17 protein-coding genes and 6 pseudogenes are annotated in these 17,503 nt (G+C 70.4%); 16 read left to right on the forward strand and 7 right to left on the reverse strand.

Annotated elements, in window-relative coordinates; all coding sequences use genetic code 11:
* Positions 1 to 77 precede the first annotated feature (77 nt).
* From ACQ86J_RS37080 to ACQ86J_RS37110, 7 genes and pseudogenes are all read left to right on the forward strand, one after another.
* Positions 78 to 1,148 (forward strand): AI-2E family transporter, encoded by a 1,071-nt coding sequence (locus ACQ86J_RS37080; protein ID WP_431269418.1) that lies wholly within the window; start codon positions 78 to 80, stop codon positions 1,146 to 1,148.
* 307 nt (positions 1,149 to 1,455) lie between these two features.
* A complete protein-coding gene (locus ACQ86J_RS37085; RefSeq protein ID WP_431269419.1) occupies positions 1,456 to 2,832 on the forward strand; it encodes an ABC transporter substrate-binding protein in 1,377 nt (458 codons plus the stop codon).
* 113 nt (positions 2,833 to 2,945) lie between these two features.
* A pseudogene (locus ACQ86J_RS37090) lies at positions 2,946 to 3,503 on the forward strand (ABC transporter permease); the annotation flags it as partial.
* Between the two features lie 112 nt (positions 3,504 to 3,615).
* Positions 3,616 to 3,888, forward strand: coding sequence for an ABC transporter permease subunit (locus ACQ86J_RS37095; RefSeq protein ID WP_431272671.1), 273 nt, complete (start codon positions 3,616 to 3,618; stop codon positions 3,886 to 3,888).
* Position 3,889: 1 nt separating this feature from the next.
* Positions 3,890 to 4,804 (forward strand): ABC transporter permease, encoded by a 915-nt coding sequence (locus ACQ86J_RS37100; RefSeq protein WP_431269420.1) that lies wholly within the window; start codon positions 3,890 to 3,892, stop codon positions 4,802 to 4,804.
* The gene (locus ACQ86J_RS37105) at positions 4,804 to 5,808 is read left to right on the forward strand and encodes an ABC transporter ATP-binding protein (protein ID WP_431269421.1); all 1,005 of its coding nucleotides are present in this window, start codon (positions 4,804 to 4,806) and stop codon (positions 5,806 to 5,808) included. Before ACQ86J_RS37100 ends, ACQ86J_RS37105 begins: the two co-directional genes overlap by 1 nt.
* A pseudogene (locus ACQ86J_RS37110) lies at positions 5,801 to 6,856 on the forward strand (ABC transporter ATP-binding protein). Before ACQ86J_RS37105 ends, ACQ86J_RS37110 begins: the two are co-directional and overlap by 8 nt.
* On the opposite strand, the gene ACQ86J_RS37115 reads toward ACQ86J_RS37110, so the two are convergent.
* The 7 genes and pseudogenes from ACQ86J_RS37115 to ACQ86J_RS37145 all read right to left on the reverse strand — a co-directional run bounded on the left by ACQ86J_RS37115 (position 6,823) and on the right by ACQ86J_RS37145 (position 12,771).
* A complete protein-coding gene (locus ACQ86J_RS37115; protein WP_431269422.1) occupies positions 6,823 to 7,290 on the reverse strand; it encodes a CreA family protein in 468 nt (155 codons plus the stop codon). The pseudogene ACQ86J_RS37110 and the gene ACQ86J_RS37115 sit on opposite strands and share 34 nt — an antisense overlap.
* A 41-nt stretch (positions 7,291 to 7,331) precedes the next feature.
* Positions 7,332 to 9,071, reverse strand: a complete 1,740-nt coding sequence (gene ggt / locus ACQ86J_RS37120; protein ID WP_431269423.1) for a gamma-glutamyltransferase — start codon at positions 9,069 to 9,071, stop codon at positions 7,332 to 7,334.
* 154 nt (positions 9,072 to 9,225) lie between these two features.
* Entirely contained in the window at positions 9,226 to 9,639 is a 414-nt protein-coding gene (locus ACQ86J_RS37125) for a hypothetical protein (RefSeq protein WP_431272672.1), read from the reverse strand.
* A pseudogene (locus ACQ86J_RS37130) lies at positions 9,634 to 10,751 on the reverse strand (YifB family Mg chelatase-like AAA ATPase); the annotation flags it as partial. The gene ACQ86J_RS37125 and the pseudogene ACQ86J_RS37130, both read right to left, overlap by 6 nt.
* 72 nt (positions 10,752 to 10,823) lie before the next feature.
* On the reverse strand, positions 10,824 to 11,825 hold the full coding sequence (locus ACQ86J_RS37135) for a dipeptidase (RefSeq protein WP_431269424.1): 1,002 nt from the start codon (positions 11,823 to 11,825) through the stop codon (positions 10,824 to 10,826).
* Complete coding sequence (locus ACQ86J_RS37140) at positions 11,822 to 12,076, reverse strand: hypothetical protein (RefSeq protein ID WP_431272673.1); 255 nt, start codon at positions 12,074 to 12,076, stop codon at positions 11,822 to 11,824. Before ACQ86J_RS37140 ends, ACQ86J_RS37135 begins: the two co-directional genes overlap by 4 nt.
* On the reverse strand, positions 11,977 to 12,771 hold the full coding sequence (locus ACQ86J_RS37145; RefSeq protein ID WP_431269425.1) for a histone deacetylase family protein: 795 nt from the start codon (positions 12,769 to 12,771) through the stop codon (positions 11,977 to 11,979). Before ACQ86J_RS37145 ends, ACQ86J_RS37140 begins: the two co-directional genes overlap by 100 nt.
* A gap of 187 nt (positions 12,772 to 12,958) precedes the next feature.
* Between ACQ86J_RS37145 and ACQ86J_RS37150 the strand changes: the two genes are divergently transcribed.
* The 9 genes and pseudogenes from ACQ86J_RS37150 to ACQ86J_RS37190 all read left to right on the forward strand — a co-directional run bounded on the left by ACQ86J_RS37150 (position 12,959) and on the right by ACQ86J_RS37190 (position 17,422).
* On the forward strand, positions 12,959 to 14,257 hold the full coding sequence (locus ACQ86J_RS37150) for an ArgE/DapE family deacylase (RefSeq protein WP_431269426.1): 1,299 nt from the start codon (positions 12,959 to 12,961) through the stop codon (positions 14,255 to 14,257).
* A gap of 11 nt (positions 14,258 to 14,268) precedes the next feature.
* Positions 14,269 to 14,652 (forward strand): hypothetical protein, encoded by a 384-nt coding sequence (locus ACQ86J_RS37155; RefSeq protein ID WP_431269427.1) that lies wholly within the window; start codon positions 14,269 to 14,271, stop codon positions 14,650 to 14,652.
* The gene (locus ACQ86J_RS37160) at positions 14,649 to 15,047 is read left to right on the forward strand and encodes a hypothetical protein (RefSeq protein ID WP_431269428.1); all 399 of its coding nucleotides are present in this window, start codon (positions 14,649 to 14,651) and stop codon (positions 15,045 to 15,047) included. Before ACQ86J_RS37155 ends, ACQ86J_RS37160 begins: the two co-directional genes overlap by 4 nt.
* Positions 15,013 to 15,720, forward strand: coding sequence for a hypothetical protein (locus ACQ86J_RS37165; protein ID WP_431269429.1), 708 nt, complete (start codon positions 15,013 to 15,015; stop codon positions 15,718 to 15,720). The genes ACQ86J_RS37160 and ACQ86J_RS37165 overlap by 35 nt, the downstream gene beginning before the upstream one ends.
* Positions 15,681 to 15,776: pseudogene (locus ACQ86J_RS37170) on the forward strand (hypothetical protein); the annotation flags it as partial. The gene ACQ86J_RS37165 and the pseudogene ACQ86J_RS37170, both read left to right, overlap by 40 nt.
* A gap of 146 nt (positions 15,777 to 15,922) precedes the next feature.
* Positions 15,923 to 16,363: a M81 family metallopeptidase gene (locus ACQ86J_RS37175; RefSeq protein WP_431272674.1), complete on the forward strand. Its 441-nt coding sequence runs from the start codon at positions 15,923 to 15,925 to the stop codon at positions 16,361 to 16,363.
* A pseudogene (locus ACQ86J_RS37180) lies at positions 16,326 to 16,466 on the forward strand (M81 family metallopeptidase); the annotation flags it as partial. The gene ACQ86J_RS37175 and the pseudogene ACQ86J_RS37180, both read left to right, overlap by 38 nt.
* Before the next feature lie 140 nt (positions 16,467 to 16,606).
* Positions 16,607 to 16,756 (forward strand): annotated as a pseudogene (locus ACQ86J_RS37185) (M81 family metallopeptidase); the annotation flags it as partial.
* Positions 16,757 to 16,822: 66 nt separating this feature from the next.
* Positions 16,823 to 17,422: an MlrC C-terminal domain-containing protein gene (locus tag ACQ86J_RS37190; protein WP_431269430.1), complete on the forward strand. Its 600-nt coding sequence runs from the start codon at positions 16,823 to 16,825 to the stop codon at positions 17,420 to 17,422.
* Positions 17,423 to 17,503 lie beyond the last annotated feature (81 nt).

Below are 17,503 nucleotides of genomic sequence, written 5' to 3' on the forward strand. Positions count from 1 at the left end.
CACCGGCTGGCTGGCTACTGCCGCAGATGCGCCCGATGCGAGCGGATGCTACAGGTCGGAAACCGAATCGGAGGCGGATGATGCAGCCCGACAATGGCAACCCGGTCCGGCTGCTTGGGCTGCTGGCGGCACTGGCTTTGGGCTTCGGCTGCCTGCTGGTGCTGCGGCCCTTCCTGTCGGCGCTGCTTTGGGCCGCGATCCTTGTCTATTCCACTTGGCCCGCCTTCCGCATGCTGCGGGAGCGGCTGCGTCTGTCGCCCGGCTTGGCGGCGCTGCTGATGGTGATGGCCGAATTCCTGCTGATCGGCGTGCCGCTGGTCTTCGCCACCCCAACCAAGCGTGACGAGATCGACGGCCTGCGCGCCGCGGTCGAGACATTCCTGACCCAGGGGATGCCCGGCCTCGGCGACTGGCTCGGCCGGCTTCCGTTGATCGGCCCGAGCCTGCAGGAACACCTGGCCGGGGTGGATTTCGGCCTCTCGGGACTGGCGGACCTGATCAGCCCCTATGCCGCGACGTTGGCGCAGGGAGCACTCGGGGTGCTGCTGGCGGTGCTCTCGGGCCTGGCGGAGGTGCTGCTGGCCATCCTGCTCGCCTTCTTCCTCTACCGGGACGGCCCGGCGATTGCCCAGCGCGCGGAGGCCGCGCTGGCGCGGCTGGCCGGCGACCGGACCCGCCATATCGTCGAGCTGATCGGCGGCGTCACCCGCGGGGTGGTCTACGGGCTGCTCGGCACCGCCGTGGTGCAGGGGCTGATGACCTGGTTCGGGCTGTGGATCACCGGTGTGCCGCGGCCGGCGCTGCTGGCGGTCATCGCCGGCTGTATCTCGATCATGCCGGTCGGGGCGCCGCTCGTCTGGATCCCGGCCACGCTTTGGCTGTTCGCCCAGGGCCAGACTGGCTGGGCCATCTTCCTCGGCCTCTATGGAGCCTTCGGCATCAGCAGCGCGGACAACGTCATCCGCCCCTGGCTGATCGCCCGCGGTGCCGACCTGCCGCTGCTGCTGACCCTGCTCGGCGCGCTGGGCGGGGTATTCGCCTTCGGCTTCCTCGGGCTGTTCCTCGGCCCGGTGTTGCTCGCGGTGGGCTTCACACTGCTCAAGGATTGGGCGGATGAGGCCGGGGCGCCGGCGAAAGGTCCGGGCTGAGACCTTTCCGCCGGCCAGCTTGGGCGATAAGAGGGCGGGCGCGAGACCCGGGCTTACCGGGCCGGGACGGAGGCAGGGCGATGCGGGCGAAGGGAAGGGCGGTCCTGCGGACCGCCGCGGCATTGGCGTTTCTGGCAAGCTGTCGGCACGAGCACCGTGCAGGCGAAGACCGTCCGCTGGTCCGCAAGCGGCGATCCCAACACGATGGATCCGCACAGCCAGAATGTCGGCACGGTCACCATGGTGCTGCAGCAGGTCTACGACCTCTCTGCTCAAGCGGAACCAGGACCTCTCCCTCGCCCCGGGCTTGGCGACCGAATGGCGGCAGGAGGAGCCGACCCGCTGGCGCTTCACCCTGCGGCAAGGCGTGAAATTCCATGAGGGCGAGAGCCTGACTGCCGAGGATGTCGCCTTCTCGGTCCAGCGGGCGCTGCAGCCGACCAGCAATTTCGGCATCTACGTCGATACGGTGGACCGCGCCGTTGCGGTGGACGAGCGCACGGTCGACATCATCCTGAAGCGGCCCGACCCGATCCTGCCGAACAAGCTGGCCAGCATCTTCATCATGTCGAAAAGCTGGTCGGAGAAGCACAACGCCATCCGGCCGCAGAACACCCGCGCGCGGGAGGAGATGCACACTACCCGCAATACCAACGGCACCGGCGCCTACCGGCTCGCCTCGCGCGAGCCCGACGTCCGGACCGTGCTGGCCCGGAACGATGCCTGGTGGGGCTGGGGCACCGAGGGCAATGCCGGCAACGTCACCGAGATCGTCTACCGGCCGATCGCCTCCGATGCCACGCGGATCGCAGCCCTTCTCTCGGGCGAGATCGATTTCGTCATGGACCCACCGCTGCAGGACCTCACCCGCCTCCGCGCCGCGCCCGGGGTCAAGGTGGTGGAGGGGCCGGAAGTGCGGACCATCTTCCTGGCAATGGACGTGAACCGTGACGAGCTGCTGTACAGCGACGTGAAGGGCAAGAACCCCTTCAAGGACCTGCGGGTGCGACAGGCGCTGTACCAGGCGATCGACATCCAGGCGATCCACCGCACGACCATGCGCGGACAGTCGGTGGTGACCGGAACCCTCTTCCCCGAGCAGGTGAACGGCTACATCAAGGCTGAGGATGTCCGGCTACCCTTCGATGCCGCCCGTGCCAAAACCCTGCTGGAGCAGGCCGGCTACGGCCAGGGCTTCAGCGTGACGCTGGACTGCCCGAACAACCGCTACATCAACGACGAGCAAATCTGCCAGAACATCGCCGCCATGTGGTCGCGCATCGGGGTGAAGACCGCCGTGAAGTCGCAGCCGCTGGCGCCCTTCTTCGCCCAGATCCAGAAGGACGACACCTCGGTCTACCTGCTGGGCTGGGGCGTGCCGACACTCGATGCGCTCTATTCCTTCCAGTCGCTGCTCGCCTCCCGCAACGGGGAGCAGGGCGACGGCATCTGGAATTACGGGCGCTATTCGAACCCGCGGATGGATGCGCTGGTCCAGCGCATGAAGTCCGACACCGGCGAGGCGCGGCAGGCCGCCATCACCGAGGCGCTGACACTGTACCGCGAGGACATCCCGCATATCCCGCTGCACCACCAGATGATTCCCTGGGCGATGCGGTCCAATATCCAGATCCCGCACATGGCCAACAACCAGCCCTATTTCCGCTGGGCGGTGGTCCAGTGATGAAGGAGAGAAACATGCCCCCTGCACATAGGGTTGGCGTGGCGGCTGCGTGCCGGGGGCCGAACTAAGTGTTCGCCTTCATCCTCTCCCGCATCCTGCAGGCCATCCCGGTCATGCTGGTGGTGGCGCTGATCAGCTTCGCCATGTTCGCCTATGTCGGCGACCCGGTCTCCATCATGCTCGGCCAGGATTTCACCGAGGCGCAGCGGACCCAGCTGATCAAGGATCTCGGCCTCGACCAGTCCTTCTTCATGCAGTTCGCCAGCTTCATCGGCAATGCGGTGCAGGGCGAGTTCGGCCTGTCCTACCGGCTGTCCCGGCCGGTGGCGCAGCTGATCGGCGAGCGTGCGCCGGCGACGCTGGAACTGGCGATCTGCGCCGCCAGCATCGCCCTGGTCGTCGGCGTCGCCATGGGGGTCTATACCGGGCTCTACCGCAATCCCTGGCTGAGCCGCGCCTTCCTCACCTTCAGCCTGATTGGCGTCTCCCTGCCGCCCTTCCTGATCGGCATCCTGCTGATCCTCATCTTCTCCGTCTGGCTCGGCTGGCTGCCGAGCTTCGGCCGCGGCGAGGTCGTCCAGCTCGGGTGGTGGAGCACCGGCTTCCTGACCTGGTCGGGTATCAAGGCGCTGATCCTGCCGGCGATCACCCTCGGCCTGTTCCAGCTCACGCTCATCATGCGATTGGTGCGGTCTGAGATGCTGGAGGTGCTGCGCACCGACTACATTACATCTCGCCCGAGCCCGGGGCCTCGGCAACCGGGCCATCAATTTCGGCCATGCGCTGAAGAACACGCTGGTGCCGGTCATCACCATCGCCGGGCTGCAACTCGGCGGCATCATCGCCTTCGCCATCGTGACCGAGACGGTGTTCCAGTGGCCGGGCATGGGGTTGCTCTTCATCCAGTCGGTCGGCGCCGCCGACATCCCGGTCATGGCGGCCTATCTCATGCTGATCGCGCTGGTCTTCGTTGGCATCAATCTGGTGGTCGACCTGCTCTACTTCCTCGTCGATCCGCGGCTGCGGGTCGGCCGTGGCGCGACCGGGGGGCACTGAGATGGCCTCCGCCCTCGCCCGCGCCCTCGACAGCGACCTCTGGTGGTCCTTCAAGCGCTCGCCGGGCACGGTCGCCTCGGCGGTGGTGGCGCTGGTCTGCATCCTCGGCGCGGTGCTGGCGCCCTGGATCGCGCCGCACAACCCCTTCGACCTCGCCACGCTCAACCTCGGCGACGCCTTCAAGCCGCCGGCCTGGGCCGAGGACGGTGATGCGCTCTTCGCCCTCGGTACCGACGACCAGGGGCGCGACGTCCTCTCGGCGATCATGTACGGCGCGCGCATCTCGCTGCTGGTCGGCGTCTGCTCCGTGGTCTTTTCGACCCTGGTCGGCGTCGCCATTGGCCTGCTGGCCGGCTATCTGGGCGGCACGGTGGACAGCCTGCTGATGCGCATCGCCGACATCCAGCTGACCTTTCCCTCGATCCTGATTGCCCTGCTGGTGGATGGCGTGGTCCGCGCCGCGGTGCCGCGGGAGGTGCACGACGAGATCGCCCTGTTCGTCGTGATCTTCGCCATCGGCATCAGCGCCTGGCCTGCATCCGCCCGCACCGTGCGCGGCTCGACCCTGGTCGAGCGCAACAAGGAATATGTCCTCGCGGCGCGGATCATCGGGGTCTCGCAGCTTCGGATCATGCTGACTCATGTGCTGCCCAACGTGATTGGGCCGGTGCTGGTCATCGCCACGCTCAACCTCGGCTTTGCCATCCTGGCGGAGGCGACGCTCTCCTTTCTCGGCGTCGGCGTGCCGCCGACCCAGCCTTCGCTAGGCACGCTCATCCGCATCGGCAACGACTTCCTGTTCAGCGGCGAGTGGTGGATCACCATCTTCCCGGGCATTGCCCTGATCTGCATGGTGCTGTCGGTGAACCTGCTGGGCGACTGGCTGCGCGACGCGCTGAACCCGAGGCTCCGCTGATGGCCGGCCCTATCCTCGAAGTCCGCGACCTGCGGGTGGAATTCCCGACCCGCCGCGGAACGTTGACGGCGCTTGACGGTGTCTCCTTCGACATCGCCCCGGGCGAGGTGCTGGGCGTGGTCGGCGAATCCGGCGCCGGCAAGTCGATGACCGGTGCCGCCATCATCGGCCTGCTGGAGCCGCCGGGCCGGATCGCCGGCGGCCAGATCCTGATGAACGGCAAGCGCATCGACAATCTGCCCTATGAGCAGATGCGCCGCATCCGTGGCCGCGAGATCGGCGCCATCTTCCAGGACCCGCTGACCACCCTCAATCCGCTCTACACCGTCGGCCGTCAGTTGATCGAGACGATGCAGACCCACCTGCCGCTGTCCGACAAGGAAGCCCGGCAGCGCGCCATCGGCTGGCTGGAAATGGTAGGCATCCCAGCCGCGGCGCAGCGCGTCGACAGCTACCCGCACGAATTCTCGGGCGGCATGCGCCAGCGCGTGGTCATCTCGCTCGCTCTCTGCGCCGAGCCGAAGCTGATCGTGGCGGACGAGCCCACCACCGCGCTCGACGTCTCGATCCAGGCGCAGATCATCGCTCTGCTGAAGACCCTGGCGCGGGAGAAGGGGACGGCGATGATGCTGGTCACCCACGACATGGGCGTGATCGCCGAAACCGCCGACCGGGTCGCGGTCATGTATGCCGGCCGCGTCGCCGAGATCGGCCCGGTGCGGGCCGTGGTGAAGTCGGCGAAGCACCCCTATTCCGCCGGCCTCATGGCCTCCATCCCGCCGCTCGACCGCAAGGTGGACCACCTGGCCGGGATCGAGGGCTCCATGCCTAGGCTTTCCGCCATCCCGCAGGGCTGCGCCTTCAACCCACGCTGCCCGCATGTCTTCGCCCGCTGCAAGATCGAGCGGCCCGAACTGCTGGACACCGGCAGCACGCGGGCAGCCTGCTGGCTCTACGATCCGGCTTCGGAAAAGCAGGCACCAGAGGTGATGCGCCATGTCTGAGACGCCCGTACTGGTCGCCGAGGACCTGGCCCGCTACTTCGACGTCTCCCGTCCCCTATTGCAGCGGCTGCTGTCGGGGGAGGGGCGCCGCACCCTCAAGGCCGTGGACGGCGTCTCCTTCGAGATCCCGAAGGGCACCACTCTGTCATTGGTCGGCGAGAGCGGCTGCGGCAAGTCCACCGTAGCCCGCCTCGTCGTCGGCCTCTATCGCCCGAGCCGCGGCCGCGTGCTGTTCGAGGGAATCGAGCTGGAGAAGGCCCGCGCCGACGCTGAGACCAGGCGGCGGATGCAGATGATCTTCCAGGACCCCTATGCCTCGCTCAACCCGCGCTGGCGGGTGCAGGACATCATCGCCGAGCCGATCCGTGCCTTCGGTATGGCGCAAGGTGCGGCCGCGCTGCGCGAGCGGGTCGGGCAGTTGCTGACCCAGGTCGGCCTCTCCCCGTTCGATGGCGAGAAATTCCCGCACGAGTTCAGCGGCGGCCAGCGTCAGCGGATCTCGATCGCTCGGGCGCTCTCCTCGAACCCCGACTTCCTGGTCTCGCGACGAGCCGACCAGCGCGCTCGACGTCTCGGTCCAGGCGCAGATCCTGAACCTGATGAAGGACCTGCAGCAGCGGCTCGGCCTGACTTACCTGTTCATCAGCCACAATCTGGCTGTGGTGCGACAGATCAGCGACCGCATCGGGGTGATGTATCTCGGCCGGCTGGTCGAGCTTGCTCCGGCGGAGACGCCTTCACCGCGCCGCGGCATCCCTATACGCGCGCCTTGATGGAGGCGATCCCGGACCTCGAGATGACCGGACGGCAGCGCATCCCGGTGGGCGGGGAGGTACCGAGCCCGATCAGCCCGCCCTCCGGCTGCCCCTTCCACCCGCGCTGCCCGCTTGCCAATGACCGCTGCAGGGCGGAAATGCCGGCGCTCCTGCCGCCGGCGGGGCAGCCGGGTACCGTGGCTGCCTGCCACGCGGTGCAGGAACAGCGCGATCCATCGCCCGCGCCGGCCGGGGCCGATCAGCGCATCGGCACGACCGCCATCGCATTGTAGGGCGAGCCGTCCACCAGCTTCGTCGACCAAGCCATGTAGACCACCACGTTGCGCTCCTCGTCGAGGAAGCGGTGCACCCGCGTTTCCTTGAAGAACAGGCTGGTCGAGCTTTCGTACACCCGCTCGCCCTTCTCGCTGCGGCGGGCGGCGTCGCTGACCTTCACCGCGCCGGTTTGGGTGCAGGACAGGGCGAAGCGCGCCGGGTCCTCGGCCAGCCCGACCATGCCGCTCACCCCGCCGGTGCGGGCCTGCGCGATGTAGCAGGAGACGCCCTCGATCTTCGGGTCGTCGAAGCGCTCGATGACGATCTGGTGGCTCCGGGTCAGGCCGAGATTGGTCAGCGCGGTGTTCACATGGCCGATCTCCTTGGTTTCCTGCGCCAAGGCGGCGCAGGGGAGCAGCAAGGCGGCGGCGAGGATGGCGAAGCGGGACATGGCGGGCTCCTGCAATTGGGGCTGACACGCTTCAACATCGGTCACGCCGGATGGCGACCGGAAAAAGTGCCCAAGCGCGGATGTGACCTATTCCTCAGCGCCACGCCATCCCGCCGCGGATCGGCGCCGCCTTGCAACCGGACACCGTCCGGCCCGCGCAGCACCCGGATGGCGTGCAGGCCACTGGTCATGGTGCGCACCTCCACCGGGAGGCCGCGGGCCTCGAGCGCAGGGGCCAGGGCGGCGGCTGTGGTCCCGGCCTCCAGCTCTATCCGCTCGTTCGCCGCGCCGACCCGGGGCAGGGCAACGGCGGTTTGCGGGTCCATTCCCCAATCCAGCATCGCCACCAGGGTCTGCGCCACGTGGCCGATGATGCGGAAGCCGCCGGCCGAGCCGACCACCGCCGCCGGCAGCCCATCCGCGCCGAAGACGATGGTCGGCGACATGGAGGAGCGCGGCCGCTTGCCTGGGGCCACGCGGTTCGCCACCGGCCGACCGTCGACCTCCGGCAGGAAGGAGAAGTCGGTCAGCTCGTTGTTCAGCAGCATGCCGCGCACCATCACTCGGGCGCCGAAGACGTCCTCGATGGTGGTGGTCATGGCGACGACATTGCCGGTCGCGTCGATGATCGAGAGATGGCTGGTACCATTTTCCGGCTGCGGCGGTTGCGAGGCGAGCGGAGCCCCGCCATCCCAGGGCGGGTTGCCGGGGCGCGGCACGGCCAGTGCGCGGTCGCGGTCGATCAGCTGCGCCCGCAAGGTCAGGTAGGCCGGGTCGAGGAGCCCGCGGACCGGCACCGGTACGAAGTCGCTGTCGGCCAAGTACCGGTTACGGTCGGCGAAGGCGATCCGCCCGGCTTCGCCGAGCAGATGCGCGGCATCGAGCACGCGCGTCTCGGACGGCGTGCCGCGCGGGTCGAGGGCGGCCATGTCCTGATGACCGAGCAGCGCCATGATCTGCAGAACCGCGACGCCGCCGGAGGAGGGCGGCGGGAAGCCGCAGAGCGTCCAGGCCCGGTAGGGCGCGCAGACAGCCTCCCGCTCGCGCGGCGCATAGCCGGCCAGGTCGTCGGTAGTCATGAAGCCGGCATTGGCATGCGCCCGCACCGCGGTGGCGATATCGGCCGCGATCGGGCCGAGATGCAGCGCATCGGCACCCTGCTCGGCGATGGCGCGGAGCGTCGTGGCCAGGGCCGGGTTGCGCAGCGGCGCGCCGGCGGCCAGTGGCCTGCCGCCGGGCAGCAGCAGGGCACGCGCCTGCGGGTCGCGCCCCAGCCGGTCTGCATCGGCGGCAATCTGCGCCGAAAGCCGGGCGGGGGTGGGAAAGCCGGCCTCGGCGACGGCAATTGCCGGGGCGAAGAGTTGCGCCCAGCGTAGCCTACCCTGGTTCCGATGCGCTGCTTCCAGCATCCGCATGGCGCCGGGCACGCCCACGGCGCGGCCGCCGACAGCCGCCTCGAAAAAGGGCAGCGGCTGGCCATCGCGCAGGAAAAGCCCGGGCGGCACGGCCGCCGGCGCCGCTTCCCGCCCGTCCCAGGCAACGAGGCGCCGGGCCGCGGCGTCCCAGTGCAGCAGCAGCGCGCCGCCGGCGAGTCCCGATGCCTGCGGCTCCACCACCGCCAGCATCGCCTGGGCGGCGACGGCGGCATCGAGCGCGCTGCCGCCGGCGCGCAGCATGGCCATGCCGGCCTCGGCGGCCAGCGGGTGCGCGGCGACAACCATCTGGCGCTGCGCCCGGGCCGGCACGGCGAGGAACAGGAGCAGCAGGACCAGCCGGATCATCGCGCTCCCCTCGGATGCCCGACCCTTGTAGCGGTGTGCGGGGAAGCGAGGCTACAGCGGCTTGCGTTCGAAGACGAACGCCGCGCCGCTGTAGCCTGTCATCTTCAGGTCAGATGCGGGCGTCGAAGTGTTCACGCTTTCCCGCCATCTTCCTCTACGCCGCCTGCACGCGGGCGCCGCCGCGGTGGCGGAAGGCCAATGCCTCCGCCACATGCGCCCGCTGCACGGCCTCGCTGCCGGCCAAGTCGGCGATGGTGCGGGCGACGCGGAGCGTCCGCGTGTAGCCGCGCGCCGAAAGCCGCAGTCGGTCCGCTGCCTGTTCCGCCAGCAGCCGCGCCGGCGCCTCCGCCAGCAGCGTGCGTTCCAGCACCGCTCCCTCGGCGACGGCGTTGCAGCGGGGGCCGTCCGGGCCATAGCGGGCACGCTGCCGCTCGCGCGCCGCGCGGATGCGCGCGGCGACTGCCTCGGTGGTTTCGCCAGTCGGTGCGCGGGCGAGTTCCGCGGGCGGCACCGGCATGATCTCGATCGCCAGGTCCATGCGGTCGAGCAGCGGGCCGGAAAGCCGCATCTGGTAGTCCTCCCCGCAGCGCGGAGCGCGGCCGCACTCGCGCGGGGCATCGCCGAGATAACCGCAGCGGCAGGGGTTCATCGCCGCGATGCACTGGAAGCGCGCGGGATAGGTGACGTGGTGGTTGGCGCGGCTGATGCTGGCGCGGCCGGTCTCCATTGGCTGCCGCAGCGCTTCCAGCGCCGGGCGGGGAATCTCCGGCCACTCGTCCAGGAACAGCACCCCGTTATGCGCCAGGCTGATCTCGCCCGGCTTGGCGCGGTTGCCTCCCCCGTCAGCGCGGCCTGGCTGGCGGAGTGGTGCGGCTCGCGGAAGGGCGGCCGGGTGACCAGGCGGCCGCCGCGCAGTAGCCCGGCGATGGAGTGCACCAGGCTGACCTCGAGCGCCTCGGCCGGGGTCAGGTCCGGCAGCAGGCCGGGCAGACGGACCGCAAGCATCGACTTGCCGGCGCCCGGCGGGCCGATCATCAGGAGATTGTGGCCCCCCGCCGCGGCAACCTCGAGTGCGCGCTTGGCGCTCTCCTGGCCCTTCACCTCGGACAGGCAGGGACCCTGCCAAGGCGTGCTGTCCACCGCCGGCGGCTCCGGCGGCGTCAGCACCTGGGTGCCGCGGAAATGGTTCATCAAGGCCAGCAGGTCGGGCGCCGCGAGCACCTCGATCCGCCCCGCCCAGGCCGCCTCGCTGCCCTGCGCCGCCGGGCAGATCAGCCCCAGCTCGCGCGCCGAAGCGCCGAGCGCTGCCGGCAGCACGCCCGCCACCGGGTTGATCCCGCCGTCCAGTGCCAGCTCGCCGAGCGCGGCATAGCCGGCCAGCTCCTCGCGCGGCAGGACGTCCATCGCGGCCAGCACCGCCAGTGCGATGGGCAGGTCGAAATGGCTGCCTTCCTTGGTGATGTCGGCCGGGGCCAGGTTCACCAGCACGCGCTTCGGCGGCAGGGAGAGGCCAAGCCCGGCAAGGGCCGCGCGCACCTGTTCCCGGCTCTCGCCCACCGCCTTATCGGGCAGGCCGACGACCAGGAAGGCGGGCAGGCCGGCGGCGATCTGCACCTGGACCTCGACCGGCTGGGCGTCGATGCCGGCGAAGGCGAAGCTGGCGACTCGGGCGATCGTCATGGGCTGCAACCATGGCCGCCAGCCCAAGGACGCGCAACAAGACAATGCTATACCAAAACAAACTGAGTGGTTCTAACCGGCTGCGGCTTCCGCTTGGCGCAGCAGCCGGATGAAGTTGCCCGACCAGAGCAGGCCCAGCTCCCGCGGGCCATAGCCGCGCCGCAGCAGCGCCGCGCTCAGCCCGCCGGTCTCGGCGGCGTTCTGCCAGCCCTCCACCGCGCCGCCGCCATCGAAATCCGATGACACGCCGACATGCTCCAAGCCGATGCGGTTCACCGCATGATCGACATGGTCGGCCATGTCCTCGACGCTGGCCGGGTTGCGCTGGCCGTCCGGCACCTTCCGCAGGAAGGCGGGCACGGCGGTGATCTGCGCCAGGCCACCGACCCGGCGCAGCACGTCCAGCTGCTCGTCGTCGATCCCGCGCGGATGGTCGCAGAGCGCGCGGCAGGCGGTATGGGTGGCGACAATCGGCGTGCGCGACACCTCGGCTGCCTGCAGCATCCCCTGCTTCGAGACATGGCTCACATCGACCAGCATCCCCGCCCGGTTCAGTGCGCCGATCGCGGCGCGGCCGAGCGGCGAGAGCCCGCCATGCTCCTCCGGCGCGTCGCCCAGCTGCGGACGCGGCCGGGCGCTATCCGAGAGGTCGTTGTGCCCGTCATGCGTCAGGGTCAGGTAGCAGGCGCCGAGCGCCTTCCAGCGCGCCGGGGCGCCGAGGTCATGGCCCATGGCATAGCCGTTCTCGACCGCCGACATCACCGCCAGCGCGCCGGCGGCGAAGCAGGCCTCGAGCTCGTCCGCCGTGGCGCAGAAGCGGTGCGCGGCGCCATCGGCGCGGGCCCGGATATGCCGCAGCATGGCCTCGGCACGTTCGGCGGCGGCCGCGTGCCCCGCAGCGTCGCGCTTTCCCTGGCTGACATAGGCGATGAAGATCGCCGCGTTCATCCCGCCGCGCGCCATCTTCGGGAAGTCCACCCGCATCGGCCCTTCCGCCAGCGGGTCCGGCGGCTCCGGCCAGCGGATATCGATATGGGTATCGAGGCAGAGGGTGGCGGAATGGATGTCGCTCATGCCTCGCTCCAGCCGGTCAGGAACCGCTGCAGCAGGGTGCCGAGCAGGTCGATGTTGTAGCCGCCCTCCTGGATCAGCGCGCTCGGCAGGCCGAGGCCGCCGATCAGCGCGCCGGCCCGGGCGAAGCCGTCCGCCGTCACGTTCAGCGCGTTCAGCGGCTCGTGCTCGGAGGCATCGAAGCCGAGCGAGACGACCAGCGCCTCCGCGCCGAAGTCGCGCGCCGCCTGGACACCGCGGCTGACCGCCTCCAGCCAGGGGCGTCGCCGCTGCCGATGGCCAGCGGCATGTTGAGGTTGCGGCCGAGTCCGGCGCCGGCGCCGCGTTCCTCGGCGTGGCCAACATACCATGGGTAGTAGCGGGTCGGGTCTCCATGCACCGAGACGGTCAGAACATCCTCCCGCTCCCAGAAGATGCCCTGGGTGCCGTTGCCGTGATGACTGTCGATGTCGAGGGTTGCGACCCGCTTCGCCCCGGCGGCGCGTAGCGCCTCGACCGCCAGGGCGGCATTGTTGACGTAGCAATGGCCGCCGGCGCGGGCGGCATAGGCGTGGTGGCCGGGCGGGCGGCAGAGCGCATAGGCGCTGCGGCCGGCCGCCGCCTCGGCCGCCGCGGCCAGGGCGACGCCGGCGGCGGAGAGCGTCGCCTCCCAGGTGCCGGGGCCGATCGGGCAGGCGGCGTCGGCGCTGTACCAGCCGGCCCGGCCGATAACGTGGTCGCCGGGTCGGGCGCCATGCGCCAGCATTTCCGGCGCGGGATGGATATTCGCCACCACCTCCGGCCCACCATTCGGCAGGGCCGCCCAGGCGGCGGCGGCGGTCGCGAGGTAGTCGACATAGTCGGGCGTATGAACGCGCGTGAGCGCCGCCCGCTCTGCCGGCACCGCGACATCCGGCGCGAGGCGCAGCGCCTGCAGCCCCGCAAGCAGCGAGGCGGCGCGTTCCGGCACCTCGTAATCTCTGGCGGACCTCGCCGCGGGTCAGGAAGAAGCGCGGCGTGTGCCGGGCCTGGTCGGGATGATGGAAGGCGCGCATGGCGGGGAGGCTAGCAGCGGTGCGTCGCTTGTCCATGCGCCGCATGGCTGGACGAGACCGCGGCGGCTGGGCTGCACTGCCGCGCCGCAACATGGAGCTTGCATGACCCAAAGCCTCGACCCCGGCGCCCGCCGCGCCATCCTCGATGCGGTCGATGCGCTGCGGGACTGGTCGGTGACCACGCTGGAGGGGCTGGTGCGCTGCCCCTCGGTGCTTGGGCATGAGCAATCGGCGTTGGAGGAGATGGCGCGGCTCTATGCCGGGCTCGGCCTCGAACCCTGGCGCGTGCCGACGCTGCCGGAGCAACTGGCCGGCCATCCCGGCTTCTCGCCGCCGCTGATCTCCTACGAGGGGCGCGACAACGTCGTCGCGCTGCATCGGCCGAAGGCCGTGGCCGGCCACAGCCTGGTGCTGCAGGGCCATGTCGATGTGGTGCCGGAGGGCGCCGCCGACATGTGGGAGACCCCGCCCTACGAGCCCGCCATCCGTGATGGCCGCATGTATGGCCGCGGCGCCGGCGACATGAAGGCCGGGATCGTCAGCTACCTCACCGCCTTCAAGGCGATGCAGCTGGCCGGGCTGCAGCCGGCGGCGGAGGTGCAGATGCAGTCGGTGATCGAGGAGGAATGCAGCGGCAATGGCGCGCTGGCCTGCATGCTGGCGATGCCGAAGGCCGATGCGGTGATCATCCCGGAACCCGGCCCGGGCCTCGATGCGCTCTACACCGCCGAGGTCGGCGTGGTCTGGGCCTGGGTGACGGTGTCTGGCCGGCCGGCGCATGTGCGCGACATGCAGGCCGGGCTGAACGCCATCGAGGCGGCGCAGATCATCGGCGCCGCCTTCAAGGACTACGAGCGGGAGATGAACGACGGCTCACGCATCCACGCCGCCTTCCGCGGGGTGAACCACCCGGTCAATGTCAACCTTGGCACCATCGAGGGCGGCGAGTGGAATTCCTCGGTCGCCACCCGCTGCCGCATAGGCCTGCGGGTCGGCGTGATGATGGGCTACACCGCCGCGCAGACCCGCGCGGATATCGAGCGCATCGTCGAGCAGGCGAAGCAGCATGAGCGTCTGCGCGGGGCGCAGGTGAAGCTGGAATTCAAGGGCTTCATGGCCGATCCCTGCGTCTTCGACACCGAAGCCGCGATCGTGCGGCTGGCCCGCCGCAGCTACGCCGACGTCACCGGCGGGAGCTTGCGCGACTACCCCGCGACGGGCCTGACCGATGGCCGGTTCTTCGCGCTGTACCAGGACACGCCGGTCGCCTGCTTCGGCCCGGACGCGGTCGACATCCACGGCATCGACGAGAATGTCGGCCTGGACAGCATGCACGGCATCACCCGCACCATCGCCCTGACCATGGCCGAATGGTGCGGGGTGGAGGCGATCGCACAATGAGGCGCATTCCCTTGTCCCACCACCTTCTCGCCCTTTCGGTCGCGGGCTGCAGCATCGCCCCTCCGCCGCCGGAACCCGACCCGGCGCAGGGCGGCTATCGGCAGGAGGGCAAGCTGGTCCTGCCGGACCCGGCGCAACTGGCCGCCTGCGTGTCGCAGGAGGTGCCGGGCACCGTCGTGGTGTTGCGCCAGGCCGGCGCGGCGGTGCGGCCGGTGGCGGGCTCCGTCCTGCCCGGTCACACGCCAGATTTCGCCCTGGTGGTGGACCAGCCGCCACGCAGTCCGCTGGTCTGGCGCGTGCTGGTGGCTGAGTCCGGTCCGGCAGCCGAGCCGATTGCGCGGGCGCTGGACCGGGCGCTTGGCGATTGCGCCGCCCGGCTCGGGCGCACGCCATGACGGGCCCGCTCGCGCACAACCTGCCGCTGTCGTGCACCCGGCTCTGGGACAGCCTGATGGAGATGGCGAAGATCGGCGGCACGCCGAAGGGCGGCAGCAACCGCCAGACCCTGACCGACCGGGATGCCGAGGGCCGCGCGCTGTTTCGGCGCTGGGGCGAGGCTCGCGGCCTGACGCTGAGCGTCGACCGCCTCGGCAACATGGTCTTCCGGCGGGAGGGGCGCGACCCGTCCCGCGCCCCGGTCGCTATCGGCAGCCACCTGGATACCCAGCCAACCGGCGGTAAGTTCGACGGCGTGCTCGGCGTGCTGGCCGGGCTCGAGGTCATGCGCGCGCTGCACGAGGCCGGCGCGGAGACCGATGGCGCCGCTGCTGCTGATCAACTGGACCAATGAGGAAGGCGCCCGCTTCTCCCCGCCCATGATGGGCAGCGGCGCGGCCATGGGCATCTTCACCGAGGCGGAGGTGCTGGCCAAGCGCGACCAGGCCGGGGCGGTGTTCGGCGAGGAGCTGCGGCGCATCGGCTGGCAAGGGGAGGTCGACCCGGCCGAGCTGCAGACCTGCGCCGCCTATCTCGAGCTGCATATCGAGCAGGGCAAGCTGCTCGAGGATGCCGGGCTCGATGTCGGCGTCGTCACCCATGCGCTGGCGCAGCACTGGTTCGAGGTGGTGGGTGGAGGGCGAGGACGCGCATGGCGGCTCGCCCATGGCCGGGCGGCGGGATGCGTTGATGGCGGCGGCGCCGCCGATCGCGGCCGTCGAGGAGATCGCCCTGGCGACGCGGGCACCCTCCGGCGAGCCGGGCCGCGGCACGGTCGGCGTGGTCGAGGTCTATCCCTCCAGCCGCAACGTCGCGCCGAGCCGGGTCTTCTTCAGCGTCGACTTCCGCCACAGCGACCCGGAGGCCCTGGCGCGCATGGGCGATGCCCTGGCGGCGCGGGCGGCGGAGATCGCGGCGGCGCGGAGGGTGACGGCGACGGTGACGCCCTTCTGGTACTCCGCCGCACACGCCTTTCGACGCGACGCTGGTGGAATGCGCGCGCGAAGCGGCCAGGGCACGCGGGCTGAAGTGGCAGGAAATGCCGACGGCGATCGGCCATGACGCGGTCTACATGGCGCGCAAGGTTCCGACGGTGATGATCTTCACCCCTGCCATGGCGGGCTCTCTCCACAACGAGGCCGAGGAGCATCACCCCGGCATGGGCGGAGGCCGGGCTGCAGGTGCTGGCCGATGCGGCGATCGCCGCGGCAAACGCGAAGGCCTGATCCCATGCGCATCGCCATCGGCGGCTTCCAGCACGAGAGCCATTCCTTCGCCCCGCTGCCGACCGGCTGGCGCGAATTCCTCCAGCCCGGCGGCTTCCCCGGCCTGCAGCGGCCATCGACCCTGGTCGAGACCCTGCGCCCGACCTCGGTGCCCTGCGCCGGGGCGATCGAGGTGCTGGACGCGGCAGGCGCCACCATCGTCCTGCTGACCTGGTGCTTCGCCAACCCGGCCGGCCTCGGTGACGGCGGAAGCCTTCGAGCGGATCGCGGCGCTGCTGGTGGGCGCCTTGTCGGACGCGCTGCAGGAGGGGCCGCTCGACGGCATCTTCCTCCGAGCTGCACGGCGCCACGGTGGCGGTGGGCTTTGACGATGCGGAGGGCGAGCTGCTGCGCCGGCAGTGCGCGCCGTGGTCGGGCCCGACCTGCCGGTCACCGTCAGCCTTGACCCGCATGCCAACATGACGCGACAGATGGTGGCGCTGGCCGATGCGCTGGTGCCCTACCGCACCTACCCGCATGTCGACATGAAGCCGGCCGGGGCGCAGGCGACGCGGCTGCTGCTGGAGCGTATCCGTCGCGGCCGCCCCTGGGCGCGCGCCTTCTGCCGAGATCGACTTCCTGATCCCGCTGACCATGCAATGCACCATGGTTCCGCCCATGTCCCCTGGTACTGGAGGAGCGCGCTCGGCTGGAAGCCGAACCTGGCTGCGTCGAGCTCGCCTTCTGCTTCGGCTTTCCCTATGCCGATTTCCCCGGCTGCGGCGTCGCCATCGCCGGCTATGCCGAGACGCAGGCCGCGGCCGATGCCGCCGTTGCCGGCCTCCAGGCCTATCTCGACGCGCACGAGCCCGACTTCGCCGGCGGCGTCGCCCTGGCGGCGGAGGGCGTCGCCGAGGCGATCGCCGTGGCGCGCGATGCATTGAAGCCGGTCGTCATGGCGGATACCCAGGACAATCCCGGCGGCGGCGGCCATGGCGACACCACCGGCCTGCTGGCCGAGCTGATCCGCCAGGACGCGCAGGGCGCCGTGCTCGGCCTGATCAACGATGCCGAAAGCGCTGCCGCCTGCCATGCGGCGGGAGTGGGGGCGACAGTGTCGCTGACGCTCGGTGGCAAGAGCGACGGTGCACCGCTGGCAGTGACGGCGGTGGTGGAGGCGCTGACGGATGGCCGATTCACCGGGACCGGGCCGATGTCGAAGGGCAACCCGGTCGATCTCGGCCCGACCGCCCTGGTCCGCGTCTCCTCCGGCGTGCGGGTCATCGTGGTGACACGGAAGATGCAGGCGCTGGACCAGTCGCTCTTCACCCATATCGGCGTCGAGCCGAGCGCGCAGAAGATCCTGGCGCTGAAGTCCAGCGTGCATTTCCGCGCGCATTTCCAGCCGATCGCGGAGAAGGTGATCGTGGTCGCGGCGCCCGGCCCGGTGGTGGCCGATCCGGCCGTGCTGCCCTTTACCAATCTGCGGCCAGGGCTGCGGCTTCGCCCCGGGGCGAACCGCTAGGCGGGAGAGCGGGAACGCTCGGACGCCTAAATCGGCTCCGAACACGATGAGCCACTGCGGTGCGTCGTTCATCTGCGGACG

Origin of the sequence: Dankookia sp. P2 (assembly GCF_050632255.1) — a bacterium.
In the GTDB taxonomy this organism is placed as follows: domain Bacteria; phylum Pseudomonadota; class Alphaproteobacteria; order Acetobacterales; family Acetobacteraceae; genus Paracraurococcus.